At 70.0% G+C, this 25,813-nt stretch carries 25 protein-coding genes and 1 pseudogene; 12 read left to right on the forward strand and 14 right to left on the reverse strand.

The features are described from left to right. Positions 1-201: 201 nt before the first annotated feature. From ACFC51_RS28245 to ACFC51_RS28275, 7 genes are all read right to left on the reverse strand, one after another. Positions 202-1,182 carry an aldo/keto reductase gene (locus ACFC51_RS28245; RefSeq protein ID WP_376368922.1) on the reverse strand — a complete coding sequence of 327 codons (981 nt, stop codon included), beginning with the start codon at positions 1,180-1,182 and terminating at the stop codon, positions 202-204. Further along, positions 1,179-2,216, reverse strand: coding sequence for a transketolase family protein (locus tag ACFC51_RS28250; protein WP_376531530.1), 1,038 nt, complete (start codon positions 2,214-2,216; stop codon positions 1,179-1,181). Before ACFC51_RS28250 ends, ACFC51_RS28245 begins: the two co-directional genes overlap by 4 nt. Further along, positions 2,209-3,189 carry a transketolase gene (locus ACFC51_RS28255; RefSeq protein ID WP_376368924.1) on the reverse strand — a complete coding sequence of 327 codons (981 nt, stop codon included), beginning with the start codon at positions 3,187-3,189 and terminating at the stop codon, positions 2,209-2,211. Before ACFC51_RS28255 ends, ACFC51_RS28250 begins: the two co-directional genes overlap by 8 nt. Beyond that, complete coding sequence (locus ACFC51_RS28260; RefSeq protein WP_376531532.1) at positions 3,090-3,653, reverse strand: HAD family hydrolase; 564 nt, start codon at positions 3,651-3,653, stop codon at positions 3,090-3,092. Before ACFC51_RS28260 ends, ACFC51_RS28255 begins: the two co-directional genes overlap by 100 nt. Beyond that, on the reverse strand, positions 3,650-4,669 hold the full coding sequence (locus ACFC51_RS28265) for a sulfotransferase (protein WP_376368926.1): 1,020 nt from the start codon (positions 4,667-4,669) through the stop codon (positions 3,650-3,652). Before ACFC51_RS28265 ends, ACFC51_RS28260 begins: the two co-directional genes overlap by 4 nt. Beyond that, positions 4,666-5,370: a hypothetical protein gene (locus ACFC51_RS28270; RefSeq protein ID WP_376368927.1), complete on the reverse strand. Its 705-nt coding sequence runs from the start codon at positions 5,368-5,370 to the stop codon at positions 4,666-4,668. The genes ACFC51_RS28265 and ACFC51_RS28270 overlap by 4 nt, the downstream gene beginning before the upstream one ends. Positions 5,371-5,657: 287 nt before the next feature. After that, positions 5,658-6,149 carry a hypothetical protein gene (locus ACFC51_RS28275; RefSeq protein ID WP_376368928.1) on the reverse strand — a complete coding sequence of 164 codons (492 nt, stop codon included), beginning with the start codon at positions 6,147-6,149 and terminating at the stop codon, positions 5,658-5,660. A gap of 305 nt (positions 6,150-6,454) precedes the next feature. Here ACFC51_RS28275 and ACFC51_RS28280 point away from each other — a divergent pair, with 305 nt between their 5' ends. After that, complete coding sequence (locus ACFC51_RS28280; RefSeq protein ID WP_376531534.1) at positions 6,455-7,165, forward strand: HAD family hydrolase; 711 nt, start codon at positions 6,455-6,457, stop codon at positions 7,163-7,165. Here the strand turns inward: ACFC51_RS28280 and ACFC51_RS28285 are convergent. Together ACFC51_RS28285 and ACFC51_RS28290 are read right to left on the reverse strand one after the other, a co-directional pair. Further along, positions 7,068-9,449 (reverse strand): tetratricopeptide repeat protein, encoded by a 2,382-nt coding sequence (locus tag ACFC51_RS28285; protein WP_376531536.1) that lies wholly within the window; start codon positions 9,447-9,449, stop codon positions 7,068-7,070. The genes ACFC51_RS28280 and ACFC51_RS28285 overlap by 98 nt on opposite strands. A gap of 100 nt (positions 9,450-9,549) precedes the next feature. Then, a complete protein-coding gene (locus tag ACFC51_RS28290) occupies positions 9,550-9,864 on the reverse strand; it encodes a hypothetical protein (RefSeq protein WP_376531538.1) in 315 nt (104 codons plus the stop codon). Between the two features lie 279 nt (positions 9,865-10,143). On the opposite strand from ACFC51_RS28290, the gene ACFC51_RS28295 reads away from it, so the two are divergent. Then, complete coding sequence (locus ACFC51_RS28295; RefSeq protein ID WP_376531540.1) at positions 10,144-10,947, forward strand: integrase; 804 nt, start codon at positions 10,144-10,146, stop codon at positions 10,945-10,947. 59 nt (positions 10,948-11,006) lie between these two features. On the opposite strand, the gene ACFC51_RS28300 is transcribed toward ACFC51_RS28295, so the two are convergent. Next, positions 11,007-13,832, reverse strand: coding sequence for an AAA family ATPase (locus tag ACFC51_RS28300; protein WP_376531542.1), 2,826 nt, complete (start codon positions 13,830-13,832; stop codon positions 11,007-11,009). 739 nt (positions 13,833-14,571) lie between these two features. On the opposite strand from ACFC51_RS28300, the gene ACFC51_RS28305 reads away from it, so the two are divergent. After that, positions 14,572-14,829, forward strand: a complete 258-nt coding sequence (locus tag ACFC51_RS28305; protein WP_376531544.1) for a hypothetical protein — start codon at positions 14,572-14,574, stop codon at positions 14,827-14,829. Positions 14,830-15,209: 380 nt separating this feature from the next. Here ACFC51_RS28305 and ACFC51_RS28310 read toward each other — a convergent pair whose 3' ends face one another. Both ACFC51_RS28310 and ACFC51_RS28315 read right to left on the reverse strand, forming a co-directional pair. Then, the gene (locus ACFC51_RS28310; protein ID WP_376368935.1) at positions 15,210-15,482 is read right to left on the reverse strand and encodes a DUF3253 domain-containing protein; all 273 of its coding nucleotides are present in this window, start codon (positions 15,480-15,482) and stop codon (positions 15,210-15,212) included. A 99-nt stretch (positions 15,483-15,581) separates the two neighbouring features. Continuing rightward, positions 15,582-15,866, reverse strand: coding sequence for a hypothetical protein (locus ACFC51_RS28315; protein ID WP_376414872.1), 285 nt, complete (start codon positions 15,864-15,866; stop codon positions 15,582-15,584). Positions 15,867-16,237: 371 nt separating this feature from the next. Here ACFC51_RS28315 and ACFC51_RS28320 point away from each other — a divergent pair, with 371 nt between their 5' ends. Beyond that, positions 16,238-17,737: a cryptochrome/photolyase family protein gene (locus tag ACFC51_RS28320; protein WP_376531546.1), complete on the forward strand. Its 1,500-nt coding sequence runs from the start codon at positions 16,238-16,240 to the stop codon at positions 17,735-17,737. 106 nt (positions 17,738-17,843) lie between these two features. Beyond that, positions 17,844-19,028 (forward strand): spore photoproduct lyase family protein, encoded by a 1,185-nt coding sequence (locus tag ACFC51_RS28325; protein WP_376531548.1) that lies wholly within the window; start codon positions 17,844-17,846, stop codon positions 19,026-19,028. A 130-nt stretch (positions 19,029-19,158) separates the two neighbouring features. Here the strand turns inward: ACFC51_RS28325 and ACFC51_RS28330 are convergent, their stop codons facing one another. Next, the gene (locus ACFC51_RS28330) at positions 19,159-19,473 is read right to left on the reverse strand and encodes a UBP-type zinc finger domain-containing protein (RefSeq protein ID WP_376531550.1); all 315 of its coding nucleotides are present in this window, start codon (positions 19,471-19,473) and stop codon (positions 19,159-19,161) included. Positions 19,474-19,800: 327 nt separating this feature from the next. Here ACFC51_RS28330 and ACFC51_RS28335 point away from each other — a divergent pair, with 327 nt between their 5' ends. From ACFC51_RS28335 to ACFC51_RS28350, 4 genes are all read left to right on the forward strand, one after another. Further along, positions 19,801-19,983: a hypothetical protein gene (locus tag ACFC51_RS28335; protein WP_376368940.1), complete on the forward strand. Its 183-nt coding sequence runs from the start codon at positions 19,801-19,803 to the stop codon at positions 19,981-19,983. After that, entirely contained in the window at positions 19,980-20,306 is a 327-nt protein-coding gene (locus ACFC51_RS28340; protein ID WP_376368941.1) for a hypothetical protein, read from the forward strand. The genes ACFC51_RS28335 and ACFC51_RS28340 overlap by 4 nt, the downstream gene beginning before the upstream one ends. Continuing rightward, entirely contained in the window at positions 20,303-20,725 is a 423-nt protein-coding gene (locus ACFC51_RS28345; RefSeq protein WP_376531552.1) for a DUF6221 family protein, read from the forward strand. The genes ACFC51_RS28340 and ACFC51_RS28345 overlap by 4 nt, the downstream gene beginning before the upstream one ends. A gap of 320 nt (positions 20,726-21,045) precedes the next feature. After that, complete coding sequence (locus tag ACFC51_RS28350) at positions 21,046-22,182, forward strand: PQQ-dependent sugar dehydrogenase (protein ID WP_376531554.1); 1,137 nt, start codon at positions 21,046-21,048, stop codon at positions 22,180-22,182. A 139-nt stretch (positions 22,183-22,321) separates the two neighbouring features. On the opposite strand, the gene ACFC51_RS28355 is transcribed toward ACFC51_RS28350, so the two are convergent. Next, positions 22,322-22,906 (reverse strand): snapalysin family zinc-dependent metalloprotease, encoded by a 585-nt coding sequence (locus ACFC51_RS28355; protein WP_376368944.1) that lies wholly within the window; start codon positions 22,904-22,906, stop codon positions 22,322-22,324. A 571-nt stretch (positions 22,907-23,477) separates the two neighbouring features. Here ACFC51_RS28355 and ACFC51_RS28360 point away from each other — a divergent pair. The 3 genes and pseudogenes from ACFC51_RS28360 to ACFC51_RS28370 all read left to right on the forward strand — a co-directional run. Then, positions 23,478-24,146: a deoxynucleoside kinase gene (locus tag ACFC51_RS28360; RefSeq protein WP_376368945.1), complete on the forward strand. Its 669-nt coding sequence runs from the start codon at positions 23,478-23,480 to the stop codon at positions 24,144-24,146. 186 nt (positions 24,147-24,332) lie between these two features. After that, positions 24,333-25,421: a tRNA (adenosine(37)-N6)-threonylcarbamoyltransferase complex transferase subunit TsaD gene (gene tsaD, locus ACFC51_RS28365; RefSeq protein WP_376531556.1), complete on the forward strand. Its 1,089-nt coding sequence runs from the start codon at positions 24,333-24,335 to the stop codon at positions 25,419-25,421. A gap of 168 nt (positions 25,422-25,589) precedes the next feature. After that, a pseudogene (locus ACFC51_RS28370) lies at positions 25,590-25,736 on the forward strand (3-hydroxyacyl-CoA dehydrogenase family protein); the annotation flags it as partial. Positions 25,737-25,813 lie beyond the last annotated feature (77 nt).

A 25,813-nucleotide genomic window follows, 5' to 3' on the forward strand; every position in this document is an offset into this window, starting at 1 on the left:
GCCCGGCTGTCGCGACAGGCGACAGCCGCATGACAGCTCGCTCTGCTGAGGCACGCCGTTCCCGTAAGCATGCGCAACCTACGTCGATGCCGCCCTGTGCAGGAAGCATGGTCGTCACCTTCCGAGGGGCCGTCCGACTGGCCGGGCAGACCAAGCCACTCGGACGGCCCCCTCTGCGGACCTCGATCGATGACAGCCCGCTCACGACCACCGCAGAGCGGAACGTGCTGCCCAGTATGCGGAGGGGTCGCGTGGCTTCCCGCCGAGTTCACGCAACTCGACCTCCGTGAGTTCGAGTGCCGGCGCTTCGAGGTTCTCCAGAAGCTGCTTCACGGTCGACGGTCCGGTGAGCACCACCGGCCGGGCGTCGAGGGCCAGCGCCGCCGCGAGGCACACCGCGTCAGGGCCCACTCCGTGTCGCTCCGCCGTGGTGCGGACTTCGCGTGGGATCTCGTGACCGCGGGCCAGCAGGCCGTTCGCGAGCGCCTCTTTGACGATCACACCGATTCCGGCCTCAGCAGCCCTCGACAAGGCGGCGGCAGCGGAGGTCTCGAGCAGGTTCCATGTGGACTGCACGAAGCTGAGAGGTAACCGGTTCGACTTCTTGTACTGGACCACGGTGTCGATGGCCTCGGCCTGGCGGGGGCCGGAGGTCGAGACCCCTATGAGGACGCCTGTCTCCGCCAGGGCACACATCGCGTCGAGTACTGCCTCGTCGGCCAGCACACCCGATTCGACGGTGGCTGAATGTATCTGATATCCGCTCAACCGAGTCCCGAAGCGCCTGAACGACACAGGCGCTTGGCGGGCGAAGGTCGTCAGCCTGAGGTCCTTGACCTCCTGGGCTCGACTGTCGACGCTCCAGCCTCCGACGTAGGCATAGCCCCACTTGGACGTGAGGAACAGGTCGTCCGCTGCGGATCTCTCCATCCACTCCTCGATGAAGTGCTCAGCCAGACCGTAGGAGTGTGCGGTGTCGATGTGACGGATCCCCGCCGCGTAGGCGGCGTCCAGGACGTCGAACGTCAGACGGCGCATGCCCTCCACCGACGGGTCGGTGACATCCCGTCCGTGGTCGATCGTGAGATACGACGGTCGCCCGAGGGCCGCGGTGCCCACCGACAACGGAGGGAGCGCCCGGCCTGTCTCGCCGAACGGCCGTGTCTGCTCGGACGGCCTCATCCGCCCTGCACCTCAGCCACTCGGAAGCCGCAGGCGGATGTACACGGAGTCGGCGGGAGGGGTCTCGCCATCAGGGAGCGAGCGGCGGCCGCGATCCCCGCAACGCTGATGCCGGCCCGCTCCAGCAGCGTGTGGTCGTCGCCGGTTCCGGCGAAGGCGTCGTGGAAGCCGATGCGACGCATCGGGGTGGGGAGGTGCTCAGAGAGGAAGGCCGCGACGGAGGCCCCCAGACCGGTCACGAGGCCGTCCTCCACGGTCACGATGCCGGCCCCGCCGAGTGCGGCGTCGAGGAGCGGGCCAGGGTCGAGAGGCTTGATCGTGCTCATGAGGAGCACTCGGGCGTCGATGCCTTCCGTCGCGAGGAGCTCGGCGGCTTCCGTCACAAGCCCGGTGATCGCGCCGGTCGCGACGAGCGTGATGTCCGGTCCCTCTCTGGCCACGGTCGCGCGTCCGAAGGTGAAGGTTTCCGGCGACGTGCTCGGCGTTCCGTACAACCGCCGGGGCACACGGATGTACACACATCCCGCCCACCCCGCAGCCCAGGCGACGGCGGATGCCGTTTCGGCAGGGTTCGAAGGAGCGACGACTGGGACGGCGGGCAGAGCGCTCATCCAGGAGATGTCCTCGATCGCGTGATGAGTGGAGCCGAGCGGCCCGTAGCCGACGCCCGGGGACTGCCCGATCAATTTGACGTTCGCTCTCGTGTACGCCACATCGACCTTGATCTGCTCGAGCGCCCGCCCGGTGAGGAACGAGGCCGCCGACGAGACGAAGACCGTTCTGCCTGTCGTAGCGAGCCCCGCGGCCACCGACACCATGTTCTGCTCGGCGATCCCGACATCGATGACTCGTTCCGGAAAGCGTCGGGAAAAGCCTTCCAGGCCGGCCGAGCCGATCGAGTCGTTCACCAGGACGACCACGCGGTCGTCGCGTGCCGCCGCGGCCTCCAGAGCGAGGCTCCACGCGTCCCGGCAGTTCGACGGCTGCTCTGCGACGTCGTCCGGCCCGCCTACGGCCACCCGGGGCTCAGCCATCGAGCTCCCCCAGCGCGCGGACCAGTTCGTCATCGGTAGGGATTCGATGGTGCCAGGAGGGATCGTCCGCCATGAAGCTCACTCCGTACCCCTTGGTCGTCCGTGCCACGACAACTCTGGGTTGCCGGGATTCTGTGCCGGGCGAGAGCGTCAAGGTGCCGAGCATGGCCTCGAAGTCGTGTCCGTCCACAGTGCTGCAACACCAGCCGAACGCCCGCATCTTGTCCTCGAGCGGTTCGATGCCGTTCGTCGTGGAGACCCTGCCGCCCTGCTGGAGGCCATTGGCGTCGACCACTGCGGTCAGGTTTCCGAGCCGCAAGTGGGCTGCGAGCATGAAGGCCTCCCAGTTGGACCCTTCCTGCAGCTCTCCGTCCCCCAGCACGACGAAGGTGCGGGCCCGGGAGCCGTCCATCCTCGACCCGAGCGCCGCACCGACTCCCAGGGAGAGTCCGTGGCCGAGCGAGCCTGTGGTCGCCTCGATGCCGGGGGCGGAGCCCTTCACGGGATGGCCGGGGAGGCCGTCCCCACCGTCGGCCCGTAGCCGGGAATGGTCGAGCACACCAGCAGCGGCCATGGCGGCGTAGAGCGCGACGGCGGCATGCCCCTTGGAGAGGATGAGCCGGTCGGGGTCGGGCCCGCCGGCCGACCCGGGCAGTCTCATCACCGCGCAGTACAGCGTCACCAGAATGTCCACGACCGAGAATTCGCCTCCGATGTGCCCCTGCCCGGTGGCATGTGCCCTGCGAACGGCCAGGCGGCGGGCCCATCGCGCGACATCGCGGAGCCCGTCGGCCTGCCGGTCGAGCGGAAGCTCAGGCCCCGTCCGTCCTGCCCGTCCGAGTCGCTCTTCGGTGCCGGCACTCCCGACCTCTCTCACAGCGACCTCACGTCCACGTAGGAGAACTGGAGTTGCTCGGCGATTTCTCGGTCGTACGCGGTGTCCCCGCAGTAGATCACTGCGCTGGTTCCCCACCAGCGGTGCAGAATCTCGGCTGTGTCCGAGAGAAGGGTCTCCTTGGCCACACACCTCTGGTCCGTACGGCCGCGGACGAAGGCGAAAAGTTCGAGCACGCCCGCGAGTTGCAGCATGCTGCGAGTCCACGACTCGTCGCTGTGGCTGATGGCCGCGAAGACAGCGTCGTGCTCCTGTCCCCGCATCCACTCGATCGTCACCCGATTGGGAGAACACGGCTCCGGCACCTGAGCGTACTGCTGCTTGGAACGCGCGAGGCGCCTCGCCTGATCCGGCGGGACACCCATGGAGCCGGCTGTCGCGAAGCTGTCAAGACCCTTCTCCAGTCCGGAGACGGCACGTTGGACGTTCGCGTCGGTCTCCAGCCCCTGCGACCTGAGCGCTCGGCGCCAGGCGGACCGGTGAAGTCTGTCAGTGAGCAGCAGTGTTCCGCCCACATCGCAGATTATGCCCGTGGTCTTCATCCGCCCGGCTCCTCGGATCGCTCGAGTGAGCTTCGAATTGCCTGCAACAAGCGACCGCGGAGAAGATGTGCCGACTGGTCGCGACCGGAATGCGATCGTACGGATTCCTCTCTGAGTCGCTCGTCGTTCTCCCTGGCTGCGACAGATTCCTCCGGTGAAAGTACACGGGCCGACGTCGCGTGGAGCGGCTCATATCCGTACCGTGCCATCTCGTCGAATACCAGTTCTTCGACGGAACACAGGAACTCCTCGTTTCCCGCCTCGGCCAGATGAACTGATACCCGATCAGCCATAGGCGCACTGGACAGGTTGGACCACAAGGGTGAAAGCTCAGCGGCTTCGGCGGCGTCCTTCCGCCGATGATAGTGAAGGGACGCGTCACTGTACGGAATTCCGAGCCAGGCAGCCAGAGACCTCAGACTGCGGGCGGGACGGAGGATCAGATCCTCGAAGTGCTCCACGCGGGTCCGCTCGGGACACCGTCGAGCAATCGCACGAGCGGCTTGTTGATCGTTGCGCCACATGGCGGCGATGACACGGGGGTCCTTGGGGCCGATCGGTGCCCGGCGAAAGCTGAGGGCGACGTCCCGGGGGTCCCGCACGAGGTGCACATAGCGCGGGGACGCCCCGGTCGCCTCAAGCTCTTCGAAGCAGTGAACGTTCTCCAGGCACTTGCTCACCCAGCCGATGCGGGCGGCGTGGGTCGCCGCCTGGTCGTACAGTGCAATGACGAAATCGGTGAGGCCGGTCCCCTTGAGGCAGCCGAGCAGACGGTCGGCGTCCACGTGGCCGTCCGGCCACGCGAGCGCGTTCGCGCGGACCAGCTCGGACAGGTCGGACGCGAGCCTTCGCTGATTCCCGACGTCGTCGAGCGGCTCGTAGAGCGGGGCCAGCGGCAGCAGATCCCGCAGTTCGTGAGCCGACGGTGGCGCCAGGAGCGAGCCGCCCTGGTCAAGCATCAGACGCAGCAGATTCGATCCGGACCTCTGGGTGCCGACCATCTGCACCCGGATCATGACTGCTCTCCTGCCGCGTCCTGTGCCACGACTGCCCGGAGGCGTGTGGCGGCTTCCGGTGGAGGCACCGGATTGAGTACGACTCCTGCCCCCGCCTCGATGGCCACGATCTGTCGGAGGCGACCCGCTTCGGTCGAGAAGGGGAAGATCTCGATGCGTAGGTGGTGCCCGGGGAGCACGGATCTCCCTCCGGCTCCGTCAAGGGACATGGGCGCCGTCATGAAGTTGAGTGTGTAGGGCGTGTCAGCGGTGGGAACCAATGCCCTGATCGCGCGGAGTCCCCGGGACAGGAGGACCGCGATCTGGGCCGTGTCGCACTCACTCAGACTCTGCACATGCGAGCGGGGTGCGATCACCATCTCGTAGGGAAGTCGTGACCACGGTGGCACCGCGAGAGTGAAGTCGGCAGTCACGGAAACCGTGCACTCCCGCTCTCCGAAGTCGACACAGAGCGGGCACCCGTAGCTGGTGTCCAGAACGAGCTTCGTCGGCACGAAGGGAAACCCGAGAACCTGGAGATGCGGGTGTGAGACGGACCCTCCGAACAGCGGTCCCGACGCTTGGAAGGCGTAGACGGATCGAACGCCCTCGCACTCCAGAAGCGCCGCGCACTCGTCGCTGATCCGGTCGAGGACGGCAACGAGCTGACGGCAGGTGAGGGCGTCCAGGTTCCGGTCGTGCCGAGGCGAGAAGAACAGCACGCGGTGCGGATCGTACGACGCGTCGGCGGGAGCGGCGATGAAGGGGTACTTGCTGGTCACGACGTGGGGAGCGTCCGACGACGGGGCCTCGGGGCCACCCGAACAGAATGGACATGGTCCGATCGCGGAGTCGGCGGGTGCCAGTCGGCCTCGCCACGGGGCACGCAGGTGCCAGTTCCGTTCGGCGGGATTCCATGTGACGTGGTCGGGAAGGTCGGATCCCGGCCCGACAGCCCAGTTCGTCGGCCCCACCCCTTCCGGCCCCCGCGTGAGCGGTCCGTCCGCCGTCACCATGCCCCGTACCTCTCCGCGGTGGCCGTCTGCAGGTCCGTTCCACCCGGCAAGGCGTAGTCCCAGCGGTCGACATCACCGACTCGTTGCGCCCATGCGCGCCGGTAGTGCTGGGAGACGCCCGAGTCGTCACCGACGAGCAGGGAGGCCCCACTCCCACCGAGCAGTAGATACGGGGAAGCCGAAACCCCTGCGAGGTCGGCCCAGTCGTCGAGAGCGCGGGAGTTGGCCGGCGGGGCGAAGGACGCCTCCGGGATGACGTTGAGGTGAGCGTGGGCGACACACCCTGAGGTACGGACATCCAAGGATGCCGATCCGTGCTCCCAGACCGTGTACCTCCCGAACAGTTCCTCGTACTCGGCAAGAGCACGCTTGACGAAGGAGAGGAACGAGCCGTCAGCCCTGAGCGCCGTGGCGATGTCGCCGACATGCCGGTCCGGAACGATCAGGACATAGCCGATCGCGAGCGGGCCGGCGCCGGTGATCACCGCGCCCACCCCGGCCTCGCGTCTGAGCGGCCGGTCCAGCGACAGAACGACTGGTTCACCGCCGCATGCCGCACAGATGAAGCAATCGGAAGGGAAACCTACTGCTTCTTGCACTGGTTCGGAGCGCACCTCGGCATCTGCCATGTGACACCTCTTCTCGATCAGTGACGCGGCACCTTCCAGCACCACTGCGACGGCGTACCCTTTTGGCTGTGTGACACGAATCCATCCCATGTGCTCTTACGAACCGAAGTTGCACGCAGCAGTGTGCCACCGCACCCATGTCAAGGCGAGGAGTCTGACGATTGATAAAGGCAGTCCTTTTTGACTACGGCGGAGTCCTCAGTCCGGGCGGGACCTTCAGGAGTCACGCGCTGATGCTGAGCGATCGACTCGGGACCCACGTCCCGGCCGAACTGATCGAGGATCTGCACCGCGCATTCCGCATAGGTGGTATCTCGACAGCTGCATTCGTGGCCTCCGTCCATGAACGGACTCCTCGGCGAAAGCGCAGTCTCGACGAACAGTCCTGGAACTGGCCCGACCTGCTCCGTCGTCACGAACGGGTGTACTGCTTGGCGCACGGCCTTCGTTCGCGCGGAGTCCGCACAGGCATCCTGTCGAACGTCTGGCCGCCTCTGGCGGACGCGCTGGCTCAGGCAGGGGCGTACGAGGGTTTCGATCCAGTCGTCCTGTCCTGCGAGGCCGGGTATGCGAAGCCGGACCCGGTCATTTTCCACCTGGCGCTCGGGCGGCTCGGCCTGGCAGCGGACGACGTACTGTTCGTCGATGACCAGCCCAGGCATCTGGCGGCTGCCGCAGGCGTCGGGATGCGGACGCTACTCGCCACCGACGAGCGACAACTGGGGCGTGACCTCGTCACCCTGCTGGGACTCCCCGAGCTCCTCGAGCCCGCTTTCAGGGAGCCTGATCCGGCATCAGCAGCCGGGCGATTCGTTCCGCCCGACGCGAACCCAGAGCCTGGAATGCCGTCTGAGCCGCCTCCAGGGCAGTGACTGCGCCGTGCTCGTCGCCGGTCTCCCTCAGGAGGAGCCCCCGCTCGTACAGCACACCGGCGATACCGGGCCGGTCACCGAGGGCGTCGAAGCCCTCAGCCGCCAGGCCGAGGCACGTGCCGGCCTCCGCATGGCTCCCCGCCTTGCGGCGGGACACTCCCCGGTGCAGATGGGCGATGGCCTGCCACCGTTCGTCGCCCAGATCGGCAAATACCGGTTCGGCCAGATCAAGAAGTGCGTCGGCCCGGGCCTGGTCGCCCAGGTCCGACCAACAGGCCGACTGGTGCACGGCGGTGATCGCCACCCAGCTGGAGTTCTGCCGATCCGCGAAGACTGGCGCCACTCGACCGAGCACCGCCAATGCCTCATCAGGGCGGCCCAGCCCCCGCAGAACCGCCCCGACGCGCACCAGGGCCATCGCTTCGCGCCCCGAGTCCCCGGCCGACCGGAACAGTTCAGCAGCCTCGGACAAGAACTGATGTGCTTCGTCCCAGCGTTCCTGCCCCTGACGGACCGTACCGAGGCCCCGGACGGCGAAGGCCGTCCCCCAGGGATCGTGTTCGGCGTCCAGAATCTGTCTGCTCTCCTGGAAGCAGCGCCAGGCGGATTCCCAGGACCCTTCGTTCCGCAGCGCCACACCGATCCCACCGAGAGCGTAGGCGACCTCCTTGCCCGGAGGCAGGCCGTCGTGCAGGGCCAGGCACTCCTCCAACGCCTCGACCGCTTCTGCCCAGCGCGCCTGCGAACGGCGGACGCCCGCCACGGCGAGAAGCAACTCCGCCTTGGCTGCGGTATCACCCGCGTGGTCGGCCGCGCTCCCGGCCAACGCGTAGCACTCCTCCGCGGTCGCCCACATGCACCGCGTCTGGAAGAAAGGCATCAACGCGCTGCCGAGCGCGACCACGTCCTCCCAGTCACCGGCCTCCGAGGCCCGCCGCACCATCACGAGAACATTGGCGTGCTCCGCCGCGCACCACGCCAGGTGATCGTGGATCAGCAGTCGCCCGGGGGCGAGGTCGACGGCCACACCGCCCGCTCCGCCATCGCTCCGGGGAGCAAGGGCCCGGCCGACCGCCTCCGTGACCAGCCGGTAAGCCCTGAGCAGCCGCCGATCCGGAGCGTTCGACGGCCCCTCCCCGTCATACAGCTCGTCGGCGAAGTCCCTGATCAGATCGTGGAACTCGTAGAGAATGTGATCACACCCGTCCGAGACGGATGCCGTGCGTACCAGATTCAGATCGTGAAGACGGGTGAGGATCGAATCCGCCCGGTCGATGTCCACTTCCGCCAGACGCGCCAGGTGCCAGGCCGCGAAGCAGCCCTCCCCGACCCGGGACAGCAGTCTGAACGCCTGTTGCTCCTCGTCGGGCAGATGCCGGTAGCTGGTCCGAAAGGACGTCCGCACAGCAAGGTCTCCCGCCGACAGCCAGTTCAGACGACGTCTCTCGTCGCCCAGCATCTCCGCCATCCGCTCCCCCGCCGAGTGCGTGAGAACGTTCATCCGCGCACCGGCGATCACCAGCGCAAGCGGTAGGCCCGCGCAGTGCGCGGCGATCTGGGCCAGGGCCTCGGGCGGCGCGTCGCTCACCTGGTAGGCGACGATCTGCAGCAGTCGCGTCGCCGCGTCCTCGCGGAGTCCGCGCACCTCCAGCACCCTCGCGCCGGACAGTCCGGCCAGACGGCTGCGGCTGGTCACGACCACCGCAGCCGACGGACCCGACGGCACCAGATCCCTGACCTGCGTCTCCTCGGACGCGTTGTCGATCAGCACGACCAGTCGCGCGTCAGCGGTCATGGTGCGGAACTGATTGCGCCGGTCGTCGAACCCCGCGGGGATCCGCTGCGCGGGCAGCCCCAGTGCCAGAAGGAACTCGGCCAGGACATCCGACGTACGGCGTTCCCGCCCGCCGAAGCCACCCAGGTCCGTGAAGAGCGCACCGTCGGGACGGCTCCCCGCCAGGGAATGGCACAGTCGCACGGCAAGCGCCGTCTTGCCCACTCCCGCACTGCCGGTGAAGACGATGACAGGGGTGGGCCCTTCCGCGTCCGCGAGTCGGGCGGCCTCGGCAAGTTCGTCGGCCCGGTTGACGAAGTCTGTGGCGTCACGTGGCAGCAGACGAGGGCTGGGGGGTGTCATGGGACTGCTTTCCACGATGTGGATGTCCCGACCGGCGACATATCCGCCGGTCACCGTCAGATCCCCGTGCACGGTCAACTCGGCGCGGGTGTCACTCCTGTGGTCGCCGCCGACGACGACCGTGTCCGCAGTGACGTGCGAAGCCACAGGGCCGCCCGCCTGGATCAGATCCCCGTCGACTGCGACGTCGTCGACCAGCTGCTCGAGCAGGTGCGTCGCCGGCTTTCTGCGCCACGGCCACCACCGGCTAATGGTCGTTGTCCTGACGCTGGGTCAGTCCGCCGTGCACCTGGGTGTCGGCGACCGATTGCTCCCCGGCGCCGTGGAGCCGTTGCTCGACCGAGCCTCCGACGACGGATCCCGACACCCGCTGGGCGGCGTGCGGGCCGTCCTTGAAGGTGAGCCACGCCTGGAGACCACCTCCTACGACCACCAGAACGGCGAGCGCACCCCACCAGGCGGCCGACCACTCCTGGGTCAGCACACCGGTGACGACGTTCACCCCCGCGGCGAGCAAGACCGTTCCCGCCGCGGCCCAACCGCGCAGACCCGCTGCACTCATCCCACTGCCCCCTGAACGCTGGTTGCGAGGTGCCTCGTGCGGCCGACCGAGCAGTCGTACACGGCGCGGCGCCCGGAATCGTAGCGACCTGACACCCTCGGTGTCCTGCTCTTCACACATATGGCTCCCTTTCGCATGGCTTGCCCGAGCAGACGTGTCCACGGCCGTGGGCCGCCCGGCTGCGTCACCGCGCACGACGGCGACCGTGCGCGCCCGCAGGGCGGCTGTAGGGTCGACGCTCCGTCGGCGGGAGGAGGGCGGCAGGGCATGCGGGTGTCGATGACGAGTGTTCCGAAGCGGACCGGTCGGTCGAACGAGGACTTCACCGGTGCCGTGCCGACTGGGGCGGTACTGATCGACGGCGCCGGAATCCCCGGCAGCGACCACACCTGCCGGCACGGCGTCGCCTGGTACGCGGGCCGGCTGGGAGCAAGCCTCCTCGGGCTCCTGGCACTCGCGCCGGACCGCGGTCTCGCGGATCTGCTCGCCGAAGCCGTCGCGCGGGTGACGGACGAGCACCGCGACACCTGCGCCGTCACCGACCCCATCAGCCCCTCGGCGACCGTGGCCGTCCTGCGCGTCTCCGGCGGTCTGGCCGAGTACCTGGTCCTGGGCGATTCCGTCCTCGTGCTCGACAGGGCGGACCGGGCGCCACTCGTGGTGACCGATCCCCGGGAGGTGGTCGTCGCCCGACGGTACGAGGCCGCGCTCCAGGGCGTCGCGGAGGGCAGCGACGCGTACCACCGCACCCTCCGCGCGCTGCGCGCCAACCGGAACGCGCCCGGTGGCTTCTGGGTGGCCAAGGACGATCCGCGGGCGGCGGAGGAGGCCGTCACGGGCAGTTGTCCGGTCTCCGAGATCACCTCGGCCGCCCTGCTCAGCAATGGGGCCGGGCGCTTCGTGGACCCGTTCGGCCTCGCCGGCTGGACGCAGCTGATGGACATCCTCGCGTCGGCCGGCCCCGGTGAGGTCATCCGTCGCGTCCGGCAGGAGGAGACCAGACGCGCGGTGCCGGCGGACGACGCGACGATCGCGTACTGCACCGGCCTGGGCGAGGCCCCCCGGCGGCCCGGCGCAGCCTGACCGCAGCGCTTGTGCCGCCGCCCGCGGACTCGGGCACGCTCCGAGCCGGCAGCTCCCGGTCAGCGGCGGGCCATCAGCGCGGCCAGGGCCGCGCGGGAAGCGATGTCGGTCTTGCGGTACACCCGGGACAGATGGGTCTCGACGGTGCGCGGACTCAGGTACAGCCTGTCGGCGATCGCCTGGTTCGTGAGGCCCTCGGCAACGAGCGCGGCGACCTCTCGTTCACGCGCCGTCAACGACATCAGCCGTTGCGGGATGCCGGAGCCCTCCGGGGCTGCCGGTGCTCCCGCCGTCGTCGCCGCTGCCAGACCGGCCAGCAGGTGTGCACCCCCGGTGGTGGCCAGCCGGTGGCCCCTCTCCCGCATCGCCTCCCCCCGCGCCGCGTACCCGGCGGCTGCCAGGACCGGGGCGGCGAGCAGCAGTGAGCGCGCCTCCCAGAAGACGGCACCGGACCGTGCGCACTCCTCGACCGCCTCGGAGAGCAGCGTCGCCGCGGTCACCGGGTCGCCGCCGTGCAGCGCCAGCTGAGCGGCGCTGCGCAGGGCGGAGGCGCGTTGCAGGGGCAGGCCGAGGCGATCGGCCTCCTTGTGCGCACGCTCGGCCCAGGCGGACGCGGAACCGGCATCCCCCGTGAGGAGCGCCGCGGTGACGAGGAGTTCCAGGAACAGGGGGCGCATCGAGGGCTGAAGGCCGTGCAGGTCCTCGCCGCCCGCCCGGAGCAGCGCGTCCCGGGCGCGGTGCGGGTCGCCGCCGGTGAGCGCCGCGTAGCCGAGCATGCACCAGGCCATGGAGGCCCGCCAGTTGTCGCTCGGTCCCATGCCGGAGACCGCCTCCTCGGCGGCGGACAGGGCTTCCGGGTCACCGGGCGCGGAGGCCACCACCAGCACCTGGGCCTTGTTGGCCAGGGCGAACGAAAGCAGTTCGCTGCTTCCTGTGCCTCGTGCGATGTCCTCTGCCTCGTCGGCCAGTTGCCGCGCCGACGGCAGGCGGCAGGTCTGTATCCGGACGTGCGCCTTGCACAGCAGCAGGAGAGGCAGCAGGTAGACCTGCCCGCTGCGCCGGGCGATCTCGAGGCCGCGGTCGGCATGGCGCTCGGCGTCGGTGAACCTGCCCAGGAACGCCTCCGCCCAGCCGAGCCTGGCCAGGGGCTCGCACAGGGGCGTGAGGTCGCCGTCGGGCAGGCCGTCCATCAGCTCCGCCGCCTGCCCGGCGAGCCCGGCCGCCGTGGCCGTGCCGCCTTCGTACGCCTCGCCGAACGCGGCGAGGGCCAGGGCGCCGGCTTCACCCGGTACGTCCTCGAGGTCGCGGGCAGCCGAGAGGGTCCGGGACATCTCTTCCCGCACCTGCGGATACGGGGTGTTGTGGGGCGCGGAGGAGCCCAGTTCGAGCCCGATCGAGACCCTGTCGGCGGGCGACGGTCCGGCCTCCCTCGTCAGCTCGCGGCGCAGCAGGGCGATCGCCTCGGGGTACCGTCCGAGGTGCCGCTCCACGAGGGCGCACAGCACCACGGCCGAGACCCTGACGCCGGCCTCGTCCGGACCCGAGGTGCTGATGACCTGGTGCAGGAGCTCCCGGCTCTCCCGCAGGCCGCCGGCGACACCGAGCGCACGCGCGCGCCTCAGCATCAGCCGTCGCCGCTCGGCGGCGTGTTCGGCGGTGTCCGGCAGCAGCCGGAGCACGGCAGCGAGCCAGTGCGCGCAGCTCGTCGGGGCCGTCGACGCGGTCTCGTCGGCGGCCTGCCTCAGTACGGCTACCGCCTCGGTGTCCCAGGTGGTCACCGAGCGTTCGATGTGCGGGGCCCGCGCGACCGCAGGGGCGCCCGTACGAGCCAGCTCGACGGCGGCCGTGCGGTGGATGTCGATGCGTCGCCACGAGGCGGTGGACTCGTACACCAGCGTCCGGAGTACCGGGTGGCGCAGCATCAGCCGGCCGCCCGGACCCGCACGTACGAGATCACGCCGGGCCAGGGCGTCCAGGTCGCCGTCGAGCTCGGCGTCGGTGCGGCGGGCCGTCGCACCTGTGACGGAGGGCGTGGCGTGGTCGCCGAGCACCGCGACCACTTCCAGGGTCCGGCGCTGTGACGGCGTGAGCGGCGTGAGCTCGTTCAGCAGCAGCGGTCCGAGGCCTGCCGGCAGCCCGTCGCAGCCGTCCCCGGTCGCGGTCGAGGAGGCGCCATGGCCAGGGGCGGCCCCCTCGCGGTGGGCATGCAGCAGGGAGAGGAAGTACAGGGGGTTGCCCTCGCTGGCGGCGTAGAGCTGCGCCGCCCGGACGCGTGGCAGATCAGGGGCGAGCCCTTCGACGCATTCCCGCTCGGGGAGCGGTGGCAGAGCGATCCGGATCACCGAGCCGGTGTCGAGTCCACGGGTGAGCGCCACGGTGAGCGCCGGCGGCGTCTGCCGGTCGCGACGGGACACGAGGAGAACGACCGGCCCGGGAACCGGGTGCCGGACGAGGTGGTCCAGGAGCTCGAGCGACGCCGGGTCCGCCCAGTGCATGTCGTCCAGGGCGACCACCAGGCCCGTCGTACCGAGCTGCGCCAACAGCCGTGCCGTGGAACGGTGCAGAGCGAAGCGGTCGACGGTGGGTGGGTCCGTCGCGGGGGACGGACCGATGGTCAGCCCGCGGGGAGCAGGGGACAGGACGGCGAGCAACTCGCTGGCCGCGCTCGGGTCCCGGTCGTCCGCATCGGCGAACGCGTCGGCGAACGGCTGGAACGGGAGGTGCTGTTCGTACTCCGTGGCCCGTCCGCGCAGCACCGTCGCACCGCGTTGCCCGGCACGCCGGCAGAACTCTCCCACCAGGCGGCTCTTGCCGATCCCCGCCGCGCCGGTGAGGTCGACGATCGCGGGGCTTCCCCGGCCCGAACGGTCGAACACCGCTTCCATCGCGGCGATTTCGGCCTCACGACCGACGAGCGGGCTCCCGCCCGTGCGGCTTGGCGCGGCACCGGGGGCCGCTCCCGCAGGTGTGATCCCTCTGGCTGACTCCACGGCATTGTCTACCACGTCGAGCAGCAGGCCGTGGAGGTGTCACTGCTTGTCCCGGGAAGGCTGCGGGGGGCGAGACGTCCGGAACGCCCCTGACAGCGTTCGGCCTCTCGATCGCCCCCCGGGCCGGTCCCCCGCACCGGCCCTCCCCCGCAAACCACTTTTCCATCCCCTGCGGTGCCGCGCGTCCGTGGTTTCCCTGACATGCACTACGTACATGCCCGCACCTGAGGCCCGTCGGGCGGCCAACACCTGCACCGGCCCGGCCCGTCCACGGGGGCACGTACGTGATTCCACCGACGCCCGCAGCGGCGAATCCTGAAACCATCGTCCCCCGGATGGCGGCGCCACAGGCCGGATCGAGCTCCAGGAAAGCGCCCACCACGTGCCGGTCCGATGGAAGGTGCTCGTCGTGTCACACCCCGTCCGCATCCCTCACCACCGGTGAGTCCGACGACGGTGGCGCTCGCCTGATGCCCCGTCACGTCCTGTCCGAGAGACGTGGAACCGGCGTTCCCGGAGCGTCGTCCGGGACCGTGCCGCTGCGGGCCGGTTCGAGGCGCCGACGGCACCCGCATGCCGTGCAGACGAGGCGCGCGCCCTCCGCGCGCATGCAGCCGCGACCGAGGGAGCGCCGGTGCGAAACACAGGGGCTGGTCCGGGGCTCGGCAACGTACGCGGCGACTACGCCGTCATCAACCCGGCAATGGGCGCCATCATGCAGATACTGAGGGCATTCCTGCTGATTCCCTGGGGCTTCATGCTCATCACCACAGTCGTCAGCCCGAGCGCGGTCGACGAGAACGCCGTCGTCACGACAGTGGTGGTGGCCGCGGTGTACGGCCTGAAACTCGGATGGCGCGCGCTCACCGCCACACTCGGTGTGAACAGGTGATGTCTGTGCGCGGGCGGCGTGGCGGTCACCGGCAGGTTCGGCCGGGTACGCGACTTCGTGGCGTGGAGCGAGGTGACGGGGGTGCAGCAGATGGCGGTCGTCGGTCTCCTCATGGGCTGCCATCGCATCGAGATCTTCCGGAGCCACTCCCCCGGCTCCTCCTGGCGCCCGGGGCGAACTCCGCCCTGGTCCAGGCGTTACTCAAGGAGGGCAGACTCAGCGGCGCCCTCCAGTGACCCGTGCCCGTCCACGGGCGAGGACGACGCGGGGGCGTGGGAACCGTCAACGAACGCGCTCAGCGGGTGGCCCGCTCCGGGAACACGAGCGCGCCGCGGGACAGCCGGGTCCTCGATGGGCGCGGTACAGCCTGCGGGTGCATGTCAGCGAGCGCGACGGATGCGGATCGGGCCGCGCGCCTGTGCCGGCTCGACCGGACGGCCCGCCTGAGTGATTTCCACGTCACCGGCCGCGACCAGTCGCGCAGCGGCGCGGCGGGTCGGCTCCATGAGCGCCCGCCAGCCGTCGTCGTCCCCGTCGTACACCGCGCGTGCGGCGTCGGAGGGACAGATCGTCGCGGCGGAGCCACGCCCCTCCAGCAGTTCCAGGATGGCGCGTTCGAGGAGCCGGCCCGTCCGGCGATCGGAGTCCGTCACACGGCCAGTCTGGCACCGGCCGGGACGGGGATCCACGGGTCGCCCACCGCGCCGCGCCGGTTCCCGCGGAGGCAACCAGGGCACGGGGCGGCCACGCGGTCAGCCGTTGACGAGTTGGTCGCCCGCGCTCACCGCGTCCTCTCCTGCCTCCGCCAGGTCCCCGACGGCGGAGACCCGGTTCGCGATGGCGGGCTTCTGCACGACTGCGGAGCCGGCGGAAGCGGCCTGCTGCCCGACCGTGCTGGTGGTCAGGGCGGTGTCGGTGAGGGTGGAGGCGAAAGCGTCTGCCTGGGCGGCGGGGGCGGCGGCGGCCAGCAGGAAGGATCCGGCCGCGGCGGCGGTGAGGGTACGGCGTACGTTCATGATCGATACAACGCGGCTCACCCCTCGCAGGACACGCGCTTCGCCCCTGCCGTCACCGTTCGTCCGCGCCGACCACCCGTGCGGGTGCGCCGCGCCACGGCAGGCCCCCTGCCGGCTCGGGCCGACATCGTCAGGCGGCCCACCGGCTCACGGCGCGGGCCCCCGCGGCTTCGATCCGGCGGCCCATGACGACCTGGCGTCATGGGCGCCGGGCCATGGGCCTGCCACGACCCCGGCCCCGGCCCCGGCGCGGATCCTGGCCCCGGCGCGGATCCTGGCCTCTGGTGTCGGACCCGGCACGCCTCACCCGGCTGTCCCGCTCCGCTTTTCGACCTCTCCGGCCGGCCGCACACTTGAAGCACTCCGTGGCGGCGACTGAGGAGACACACGTCATGCACTGGCTCTTCGGCGACCAGCTCGGCCCTCACTTCCTGACTCCGGGTGCCGGTGACGGGCCCGGCCGCGACACTCCTCTGCTCATGATCGAGGCACGCTCGGTGTTCCGGCGGCGCCGCTTCCACCGGGCCAAGGCCCATCTGATCCTGTCCGCGATGCGCCACCGCGCGGCGGAGCTCGGTGACCGCCTGACCTATGTGCGCGCCGACACCTACCGGGCCGGCCTGGACGAGGCGACCGGCGGAGGTCCGGTCACGGTGCACCACCCGACCTCGTTCGCGGCCGCCGGCCTGGTGCGTGGCCTGCCACAGGTGTCCGTGGCACCTGCGCGCGGGTTCCTCGTGCCCATGGAGGACTTCGCGACGTGGGCGGACGCGCACGGGGGGAAGAGCCTGCGCCAGGAGGACTTCTACCGCTGGGTCCGGCGCGACCACGACCTGCTGATGGATGGCGACCAGCCGGCGGGCGGCCGGTGGAACCTCGACCACGACAACCGGCAGCGCCCGCCCCGCGACAGCACCACCCTCTCCGTCGGACGGCCCTACCGGCCCCGCGAGGACGACATCGACGACGAGGTCCGGCACGACCTCGACCGCTGGGAGAAGGACGGGGACGTGTCCTTCGTCGGGCGCGACGGGCCCCGCCTGTTCCCTGCGACCCGCACCGAGGCCCGCGCTGCCCTGAAACGCTTTCTCGCACACCGGCTGAACGACTTCGGCCCGTTCGAGGACGCCATGCTCGCAGCCGATCCGGTCATGAGCCACAGTCTCCTGTCGTCCTCGCTCAACCTCGGCCTGCTCGACCCCGCCGAATGCGTCGAGGGGGCGGAGGAGGAGTGGCGGGCCGGCCGGGCGCCGATCAACAGCGTGGAGGGCTTCGTCCGGCAGATCGCCGGCTGGCGCGAGTACATGTGGCACCTCTACTGGTACTTCGGCGAGGAGTACCGGTACTCCAACGTCCTGCGGCACACCGCTCCGCTCCCCGGGTGGTGGAACGACCTGGACGCGGATTCGGTCGGCGCGCGCTGCCTGCGGACGGTGCTGGCTCAGGTCCGCGACACCGGGTGGACCCATCACATCCCCCGGCTGATGGTCCTCGGCGGCTACGCACTCCAACGGGGCTGGGACCCCGCGGGGGTCACCGACTGGTTCCACCGCAGTTTCGTGGACGGCTACGACTGGGTCATGGTCCCCAACGTCATCGGGATGTCCCAGTACGCGGACGGCGGCAGGATGACGACCAAGCCCTATACCTCGGGCGGTGCCTACATCAACCGTATGAGCGACATGTGCGGGCCCTGCGAGTACAGACCCGGCGACCGGACCGGCGAGCACGCCTGCCCGTACACCACGGGCTACTGGACCTTCGTCGACCGGCACCGGGACCGGCTCGCGCACAATCACCGGACCTCGCGAGCAGTGAAGCAGCTCGACCGGCTCGGCGACCTCGCGGACGTACGCCGGCAGGAGCACGCCCGTGGTGACGGCCCGCCCTGACCCCGAGCCGGTGGGCGGTGGGCGGTGGGCGGTGGGTGGTGGGGTGAGCGAGGCATGCCGCGCGCCTGCCTAGAGTGGTGGCCGACACGGAAGATTCAGGAGAGGTATGCGCTGGTCCCACCCGTCCGGTCCGCCGGACGACGAAGGCCCCGAAGGGCTGTTCGGCCTCGACGACATTCCGGTCGGGCCGGGGCGCGCCGCGCCGGAGTCCGCGTTCCGCGGCTCCCCCGAGGCCCGGCGGATGCTGTCGGTGCGGCGGATCCACGCGGAGCCTGGATCCGCCGTGTCACCGCGTGGCCGACAGATCCTTGCGGCCTTCCCCGACGCCGAGGTGGTGCACACCGACTCCCACTGGCGCATTCCGCAGCTTCACGGCAACGAGGGGAACGCCGAGCGCTGGGTGCGGATCAAACGCACCGTCCTGGTACTGGGCGAAAGGAAGACTCTGACCGTCCGGCCCAACGGCCGTTCGGCCGACTGGATCGCTCCCGGGGCGGCCAATGGGTGCGCCATGGCCTGTTCGTACTGTTACGTACCTCGGCGGAAGGGCTTCGCCAATCCGATCACCGTCTTCACCAACATCGACCGCATCATCGCGCGCATCCGGCACCACGTCGTCGCCCAAGGCCCCAAGCGGGACGCCAATCAGTGCGACCCCGACGCGTGGGTGTACGACATCGGCGAGAACAACGACTGTGCGGTCGACGCGCTGATCAGCGACAACACCGCGGATCTGGTACGCGCCTTCTCCAGGTGGCCCACCGCCAAGGCGTCGTTCGCCACCAAGTTCGTCAACCCGGACCTGCTCCTGCTCGACCCCGGGGGCCGGACCCGCGTCCGTTTCTCCGTGATGCCCCCTGCCGACTCGCGGCTTCTCGACATCCGTACCAGTCCCGTGGAGGACCGGATCGCCGCGGCCGCGGACTTCCTCGACGCCGGCTACGAAGTGCACTTCAACCTGTCCCCCGTCGTCATCAGACCGGGGTGGGTGCAGGCCTGGTCGGAGGTGCTGCGCCGCATGGACGATGTCCTTCCGGCGCGGGTGAAGAGGCAGGCCTCGGCCGAGATCATCATGCTCACCCACAACCGAGACCTTCACGACGTCAACATGGCGTGGCACCCCCGGGCCGAGGACACCCTCTGGCGCCCGGACCTCCAGCAGCCGAAGCGCTCGCAGAACGAGAGCTGGAACGTGCGGTACCGCGACGGCATCAAAGCCTCAGGGGTGGAGACCATGCGGACCCTGATCGGCACCCATGTCCCTTGGCTGACCGTCCGTTACGCCTTCTGACCGGCGGCAACAGCCCTGCCGATGGCCCCTGCCCCCTGACCAGCGGCACCCTCGGCCACCGCCCGGCGGAGGCGTCGGCGACAGCGCCCGGCCGACGACGCATCACGACCGGCGCTCCTGCTCACGGTCCTCAGCCGCGGTCGGGGGTGAGGAAGACGTCGTCCTCGTAGCACCACGCCCATGTCTCACCCTTCTCCAGCGACCGGGCCAGCGCATGCCGGGCGTGCTCGGCATGCGCAGCGGCATGCTTCCGGACCGAGCTGTCGCAGCAGCCGACATGGCCGCAGGTCAGGCAGGAGCGCAGATGCACCCAGCGGGTGCCCTCGCGCAGGCAGTCCTCGCACCCTGATGAGCTGGCCGGAGCCACCTCCGGCAGCTCGTCCCCGACATGGGAACAGGTGCCGCCCTCGGGACGGCCGGCATCGAACGCCACTTTCCAGATCACGAGGAATCCTTGCTGTCGGCCAGGCTGCCGGTGCGGCGCCCTGTCTCGAAGGGACTCCTCAGTCATACACGGCCGGTGACCGGCGTGCCCGGGACCTGGCCTCCAGCAGCCCTCCTCCCCTGCCGCAGAGGACGGAGGCCGAGCGGGAAGAGCTGGAGGCGGCGCTGCGGTGTGTGGCGGCGCCCGCCGGTGGCGCCGGGCCGCCATCCGGCGTTCCCCGGCGCCCACCGAAGTTGCTCGTCGTACGGCACAACGGCCATCCTTGCTGCCGAAGGCCACGCTGTCGTGACAGTCGAGGAAGATGACAGAGCAACGCAGGAGTCCTGCATGATCAAGACGGACCACCTCGAGCAGGCCGCCCGCGATGAGCCGGGCGGCCTGCGGGGAGACCTGCGCGAAGCCCGCCGGGGCGCTGTCCGGGACCTGGGGGCCGCCCCGTGCGAGGACACCGGGAAGCGCGTCAGGGCGTTCACACGGTCCAGGCCCACCCCTCCGAGGAGTTACGCATGACCGCCGAACTGGTGGCGTTCGTCCGTGCACGTTTCAACGAGGAGCTGGAGAAGGCCGGCTTCGCCGCCAACGTAGTGGTCACCCAGCCCGATCGCTTCGGTGTCGAACCCGAGGACGCCGCCAAGCACGCCCGCTTCTCCGTCGCCGCCGCTGAAGCACGTCTCGTGCTGCTCGACGACACCGTGGTCCCGTACCTGGATACCGCGGGGCCGTACGGCAGGAACGCCGAGTTCCAGCTTCGGCTGCTCGCCGCGCCCTATGTCGAGCACCGGGACTACCCCCACGACGGGGAAGCCACCGACCGGCCGGGGAGCCCGGCGTGACCGCCGACCTGGTCGACTTTCTCCGAGCCCGTCTCGACGAGCAGGCCGCAGCAGCTGTCTCCGCCGGCGGGACGGGCGAGATCTGGCGGGCCCTGGGAACCGGCGTGTACTCCGCGGCCACCGCGGAGGACGACGTCCCCCCGCTGGTCACCGCGGGCCCGGAGGTCGGCGGGTCCGACGAGGACGCCGCCCGCGCCGAACACATCGCCCTGCACGGCCCGGCACAGGTATTGCGTCAGGTCGAGGCGACACGGGGCCTGCTCGAGCGGTACACGGCGTCCGGGACGGGTGCAGAGCTTCCTGACGCGTCCCATCGCTCTGCGGACGACGTGCACCGCATGGCCGTCGACATGGTGGTACGGCACCTCGCGCAGGCACACGCCGACCACCCGGACCATCGGCCCGAGTGGCGTCCCTAGGCCGGGCCAGTCATGTGGCTTCCGGATCCGTCGTCTCGCAGATCCGGAAGCAGACCGGACATCCCCTCGTTCCCTCGCCACGACCCTTCGAGCGCCGTCGGACCGATGGGTGGGCCCCGAGCAGGTCGCGGGGCGGAGGACGGAGGAAGAACAGACAGGCAGGGTTTTGGTCTATACCAACTGTCGTCGTCCCCGTATCCTCATCCGTGGCCAGTAGCACCATCCCCCACTCAGGTTGCGCGCTGGCGCGGGCGACACCCACCTGACCCTGTTCCGAACAGACGGGTGACGTCCCCCTTCGCCGCCTCCAGGAGGTCACGGTGAAAGTTCGCACCAGAAGTTCGGCGATCATCGGCGCCATCGCCCTCGTCGCTTCCCTCGCACTGACCACGGCGTCCGCCGACGAGCCCGCCGCCCCACGCCAGTCGGCGAAGGTCGCGCTCAAGAAGGTGGCCACGGCCCAGAATCCGACCGCCGGGACCGCAGGCCCCGGGGGCACGGTCTGGATAGCCGAACGCGCAGGCAAGGTACGGGTCCTCAAAGGCAGCACACTCGGAAAGCCCGTCCTCGACATCTCCGCAGAGACGACCACCGACGGCGAACGCGGCCTCCTGGGCGTCGCTTTCGACAAGAAGTTCGCGCACTTCTACATCTCGTTCACGGACCTCGAAGGCACCAGTACCGTCGACGAGTTCGCGGTGCGGGGCGGCAAGATCCAGCCGAATTCCCGGCGCACCGTTCTCACTCAGACTCAGCCCTACTCGAACCACAACGGCGGTGACATCAAGTTCGGCCCCGACGGCTACCTCTACATCGCCCTCGGCGACGGCGGCTCCGGTGGCGATCCGGACGGAAACGGGCAGAATCTCGACACGCTGCTCGGCAAGTTGTTGAGGATCGACCCGCGCGGCGGCACACCGTACGCGATCCCGTCGGACAACCCCTTCGTCGGAACGCCGAACGCCAGGGGTGAGATCTGGGCGTACGGGCTGCGCAACCCGTGGCGGTTCTCCTTCGACTCCGGCACGGGTGACCTGCTGATCGGCGACGTCGGCCAGAGCGACTGGGAGGAGATCGACTGGGCCCCGGCGGACAGTGAGGGTGGTGAGAACTACGGATGGTCCCAGATGGAGGGCACTCATCCGTTCCGGGGTGGCACGGAGCCCGCGAACCATGTGCGTCCGATCCACGAATACGACCGCACCGGACTGGGCTGCTCGGTGGTCGGCGGGTACGTCTACCGGGGGAAGGCCATTCCTGGCCTCCGGGGTCAGTACGTGTTCAGCGACTACTGCGACGGCACCGTCCGTGCACTGCAGATGGAGAACGGCGAGGTGACCGGCGTGAGCGACCTCGGGGTCAACGGCGGCGAGACCGTCTCGTTCGTGCAGGGCTGCGACGGCGAACTGTACGTCCTCGGCATAGCCGGCGGCATCTCCCGCATCGCCCCGGCCTGACGGCAGGTGGAGGGCGGAAACGTTCTCTGACGGATGCCGTGCGCCCGAGCGGGCCGGAGCGCGTGTCCGCGGTCTCCGGCCCGCCCGAGGGGCGCACCCGGGCAGACCCGTCCCCAGAGGTCACCCTCCGGTGGAGTGATCAGTAGGCGGCGTCCACGAGGGTGCGTCCGGCGGAAGGCAGGAGCGGAGCGAAGCCGTTGGCGTAGGCGGATTCGACACGGCCGCGTTCAGTCGCGTTCGGAACGGCGTTCCTGCATGCGGTGCCGGCGCTCGACCCCGACATCAGCTGGGTGCAGGGACCGGGCTTGGTGTCGGGCAGGCCCAAGCTGTGTCCGATCTCGTGGGCGGCGATGCGGGTCTTGTCGTAGCCGTCGGACACCGCCTGGCTGCCGAGCTCCACACGCACCTGTCCGCCTGGGCGCACCGGACCGAGCGTCGCCTGCGGCCAGCCGGTGGTGGCGACGATCTGGATCTCGGCGCGGGCGCCAGGTGCGGCTTCGACCAGCTTGACGTTGGCGACGTTCTGGTTCCACGAGGCGACTCCGGCGGCGATCGCCGCCTCCCAGCCGACTGCGCGGCTGTCGTCGTAGCGGAGTGTCACCACCGCTGCGGCGCTCCTCGTCCCGTCCGTCTCCGGTGCGGGTGCGGCGTGCGCTGCCGTTGCTGTGGCCATGGCGATCGCGGCGGCGGTGCCGGCTGCCCTCGACCATAAGGAATGCGGCATTGCTGTCCCTTCACTCGTGGGGGAACTCGGTTCCGAAGGGGATCCGAGAGTGGGGATGACCTGCATCGGCCGGCCGGCCGGTGCAGGTTCTTCCTGGGCGTCAGGACTATGCCCCTCCACCCGGACATGTCATGCCTCCGTCATCACAAAAGGGCCGGAAAACTACAGGCCCACAGATGGACGGTGGCCAGGCGGACGAGCCGGCGCCCGGGCACCGCCGCTCGTCGCCTCCGCGCCGCCGACGGCCGCGCGCGCGTCCCCGGCCGACGTTCCGGACGGCGCCCCCACCTCACCGGAGCTCCGGAATCGCGCCTGGTGAGCAGCGCGCAGCACGGACCGACCCAGGGTGGACCATCCTTTAGGATTCACGTCGGATGTGGTGCCTGTGGCTCGCTTTCCTGCGCCACGGCCGCAGAGCGGTCGCGCCGGTCAGGACATCGGACCGTTCCGGAACCGTGGTCCGGACGGGCCGCGTGGCGCTGATCATGAAGACCTCGGGAATCACGTGCGTCCCAGTGGCGTGAGGTGCCCACCTGCCCACAGACAGAAGACGCCCAGGGAGAAACGAGGTATGTCCGTGATCTGCGTCGGAGGCATGATCGGGATCGGCAAGACCAGCGTGGCCGAACTGCTGGCCAAAGAGCTCGGCAGCAAGGTCTTCTACGAGAGCGTGGAAGACAACCCGATCCTTCCGCTCTTCTACACCGCGAGCCCCGAGGAGATCCAGGCCAAGCGCTACCCCTTCCTCCTCCAGCTGTACTTCCTCAGGACCCGGTTCGCGTCGATCAAGGAGGCGTACAAGCAGGACGACAACGTCCTCGACCGGTCCATCTACGAGGACTGGTACTTCGCCAAGGTCAACCACGATCTGGGCCGGATCAGCTCGCTCGAACTGCAGGTGTACGAGGGACTGCTGGACGAGATGATGCGAGAGATCGACGGCCTGCCCTACCGCAAGGCTCCTGACCTCATGGTCTACCTCAAGGCGGACTTCGAAACGGTCCTGCACCGCATCGGGCTGCGGGGACGTGACTTCGAGCAGGACGACAGCCTGGTCGAGTACTACCGGACGCTGTGGTCGGGATACGACGCGTGGGTGCACCAGCACTACTCGGCCAGCGAGGTCCTCGTCATCGACATGACCGAGACCGACGTGGTGAACGACCCCGAGGACGCGGCCCGTGTGGCACAGGAGGTCAAGGACGCCTTGGCCGCGGTCGCCGGCCGGACCGGCCGCTGAGCCTCCTGCGCGGTGCCGAGTTCGCACTGCCGCCCGGGGCGGCCGGTGAACGCATCGGTCGGCGTCGCCACACTCCTGACCGCTGGCGGTGGCCCGGCACCCCTGACCGTCCCTCCCGTTCCGGCGCGCTGAACACCCGGTCCACCAGCAGAGCCTTGTTGCACATATATTGCAAGAGCAATATGCATGCAGAAGGAGGCCGTGGTGGGTGCACCGGTGGTGCTGGGGATCGAGTCGTCGTGCGATGAGACCGGCGCGGGCATCGTGCGGGACGGAAGGCTGCTGGCCCACGTGGTGGCGTCGAGCATGGAGGAGCACGCGCGTTTCGGCGGCGTGGTGCCCGAGATCGCCTCGCGCGCCCACCTCCAGGCGTTCACACCGGTCGTGCGGCAGGCTCTGGCCGAGGCAGGGATGCGGCTCGGACAGATCGACGCGGTGGCCGTCACCACCGGCCCCGGCCTGTCCGGTGCCCTCCAGGTCGGCCTCGCCGGAGCGAAATCCCTCGCCTATGCGGCAGGCGTCCCGCTGTACGGCGTGCATCACCTCGCAGGGCATGTCGCGGCCGACACGCTGGAACACGGCCCGCTGCCCCGGCCGTGCGTCGTGCTGATCGTCTCCGGCGGCCACACCTCGCTGCTCCTGGTCCGGGACCTGGTGCGCGAGCCGATCCCGCACCTGGGCGACACACTCGACGACGCCGCCGGTGAATGCTTCGACAAGGTCGCCCGCATCCTCGGCCTGCCCTACCCCGGGGGGCCCGCCATCGACCATGCCGCGAGGACGGGCGACCCGGAGGCCGTGGTCTTCCCCCGCCCCCTGAGCAAGGCCGGCGACGACCCGTACGCGTTCTCCTTCTCCGGACTCAAGACGGCCGCCGCCCGCTGGGTGGAGCAGCACCGCCTGCGCGGCGAGGAACCGTCGATCGCCGACGGTGCGGCCGCCCTGCAGGAAGCCGTCGCCGACGTCCTCACCCGCAAGGCCGTCCGTGCCTGCCGCGACCACGCCGTGAAGACCCTGGTCGTCGTCGGCGGCGTGGCCGCGAACTCCCGCTTCCGCGCGCTGGCCGGACAACGGTGCGCTGCGGCCGGCATCGAGCTGCGCGTGCCGCGCATGACGCTCTGCACCGACAACGGCGCCATGATCGCCGCGGTGGGCGACCTGCTGGTCCGCTCCGGCGCCGAACCGGCCCCGCTCGACGTGTCGGTCGACCCGTCCGCACCACTGGAGTTCGCCGCGCTGACACCGACGGCGGGCCCTACGGTCCGGGCCGCCTGATGATTCCCGTGGTCCGGCCCATGGTGTCTGCGCACTGACCATCGATCGGTTCGGCGGCCGAGGCGGCAACGGAGATCTTCGCCGCGCCCGGAGGTGCCCGTGGCGACGCCGCTCGCCACGACCGTGGTTCTCTCCGCCGAACGGGCGGGGTCCGTCGTGAACACCCTGCTCGACACGGCCGTTCCTTCCCTCGCCCTGTCGCTCCACGACGAGTCCGAGGAGCCTCTGTACGCCCCGCCACCGCTGCTCACGCGCATGGTCGGGGCAGGTCTGCCCGGCCGGAAACCGGGCGCGGGCACGTACGAGCGGGGCTGAGACCCGCGCTGCCGTGGAGGGGTGGTGAGCGGAACGGTTCTGTCCCCGCTCCTCACCCCACGGTGCGGTCGGACCAG

Source organism: Streptomyces sp. NPDC055962, from assembly GCF_042270185.1.
Classification (GTDB): domain Bacteria; phylum Actinomycetota; class Actinomycetes; order Streptomycetales; family Streptomycetaceae; genus Streptomyces.

Coding starts and splice junctions, on each gene's coding strand:
- ACFC51_RS28245 (WP_376368922.1), bottom strand. CDS start 1,182: ATGAGGCCGTCCGAGCAGACACGGCCGTTCGGCGAGACAGGCCGGGCG.
- ACFC51_RS28250 (WP_376531530.1), bottom strand. CDS start 2,216: ATGGCTGAGCCCCGGGTGGCCGTAGGCGGGCCGGACGACGTCGCAGAG.
- ACFC51_RS28260 (WP_376531532.1), bottom strand. CDS start 3,653: ATGAAGACCACGGGCATAATCTGCGATGTGGGCGGAACACTGCTGCTC.
- ACFC51_RS28265 (WP_376368926.1), bottom strand. CDS start 4,669: ATGATCCGGGTGCAGATGGTCGGCACCCAGAGGTCCGGATCGAATCTG.
- ACFC51_RS28290 (WP_376531538.1), bottom strand. CDS start 9,864: ATGAGTGCAGCGGGTCTGCGCGGTTGGGCCGCGGCGGGAACGGTCTTG.
- ACFC51_RS28295 (WP_376531540.1), top strand. CDS start 10,144: ATGACGAGTGTTCCGAAGCGGACCGGTCGGTCGAACGAGGACTTCACC.
- ACFC51_RS28300 (WP_376531542.1), bottom strand. CDS start 13,832: ATGGAAGCGGTGTTCGACCGTTCGGGCCGGGGAAGCCCCGCGATCGTC.
- ACFC51_RS28320 (WP_376531546.1), top strand. CDS start 16,238: ATGCACTGGCTCTTCGGCGACCAGCTCGGCCCTCACTTCCTGACTCCG.
- ACFC51_RS28325 (WP_376531548.1), top strand. CDS start 17,844: ATGCGCTGGTCCCACCCGTCCGGTCCGCCGGACGACGAAGGCCCCGAA.
- ACFC51_RS28335 (WP_376368940.1), top strand. CDS start 19,801: ATGATCAAGACGGACCACCTCGAGCAGGCCGCCCGCGATGAGCCGGGC.
- ACFC51_RS28340 (WP_376368941.1), top strand. CDS start 19,980: ATGACCGCCGAACTGGTGGCGTTCGTCCGTGCACGTTTCAACGAGGAG.
- ACFC51_RS28355 (WP_376368944.1), bottom strand. CDS start 22,906: ATGCCGCATTCCTTATGGTCGAGGGCAGCCGGCACCGCCGCCGCGATC.
- ACFC51_RS28360 (WP_376368945.1), top strand. CDS start 23,478: ATGTCCGTGATCTGCGTCGGAGGCATGATCGGGATCGGCAAGACCAGC.
- tsaD (WP_376531556.1), top strand. CDS start 24,333: ATGCAGAAGGAGGCCGTGGTGGGTGCACCGGTGGTGCTGGGGATCGAG.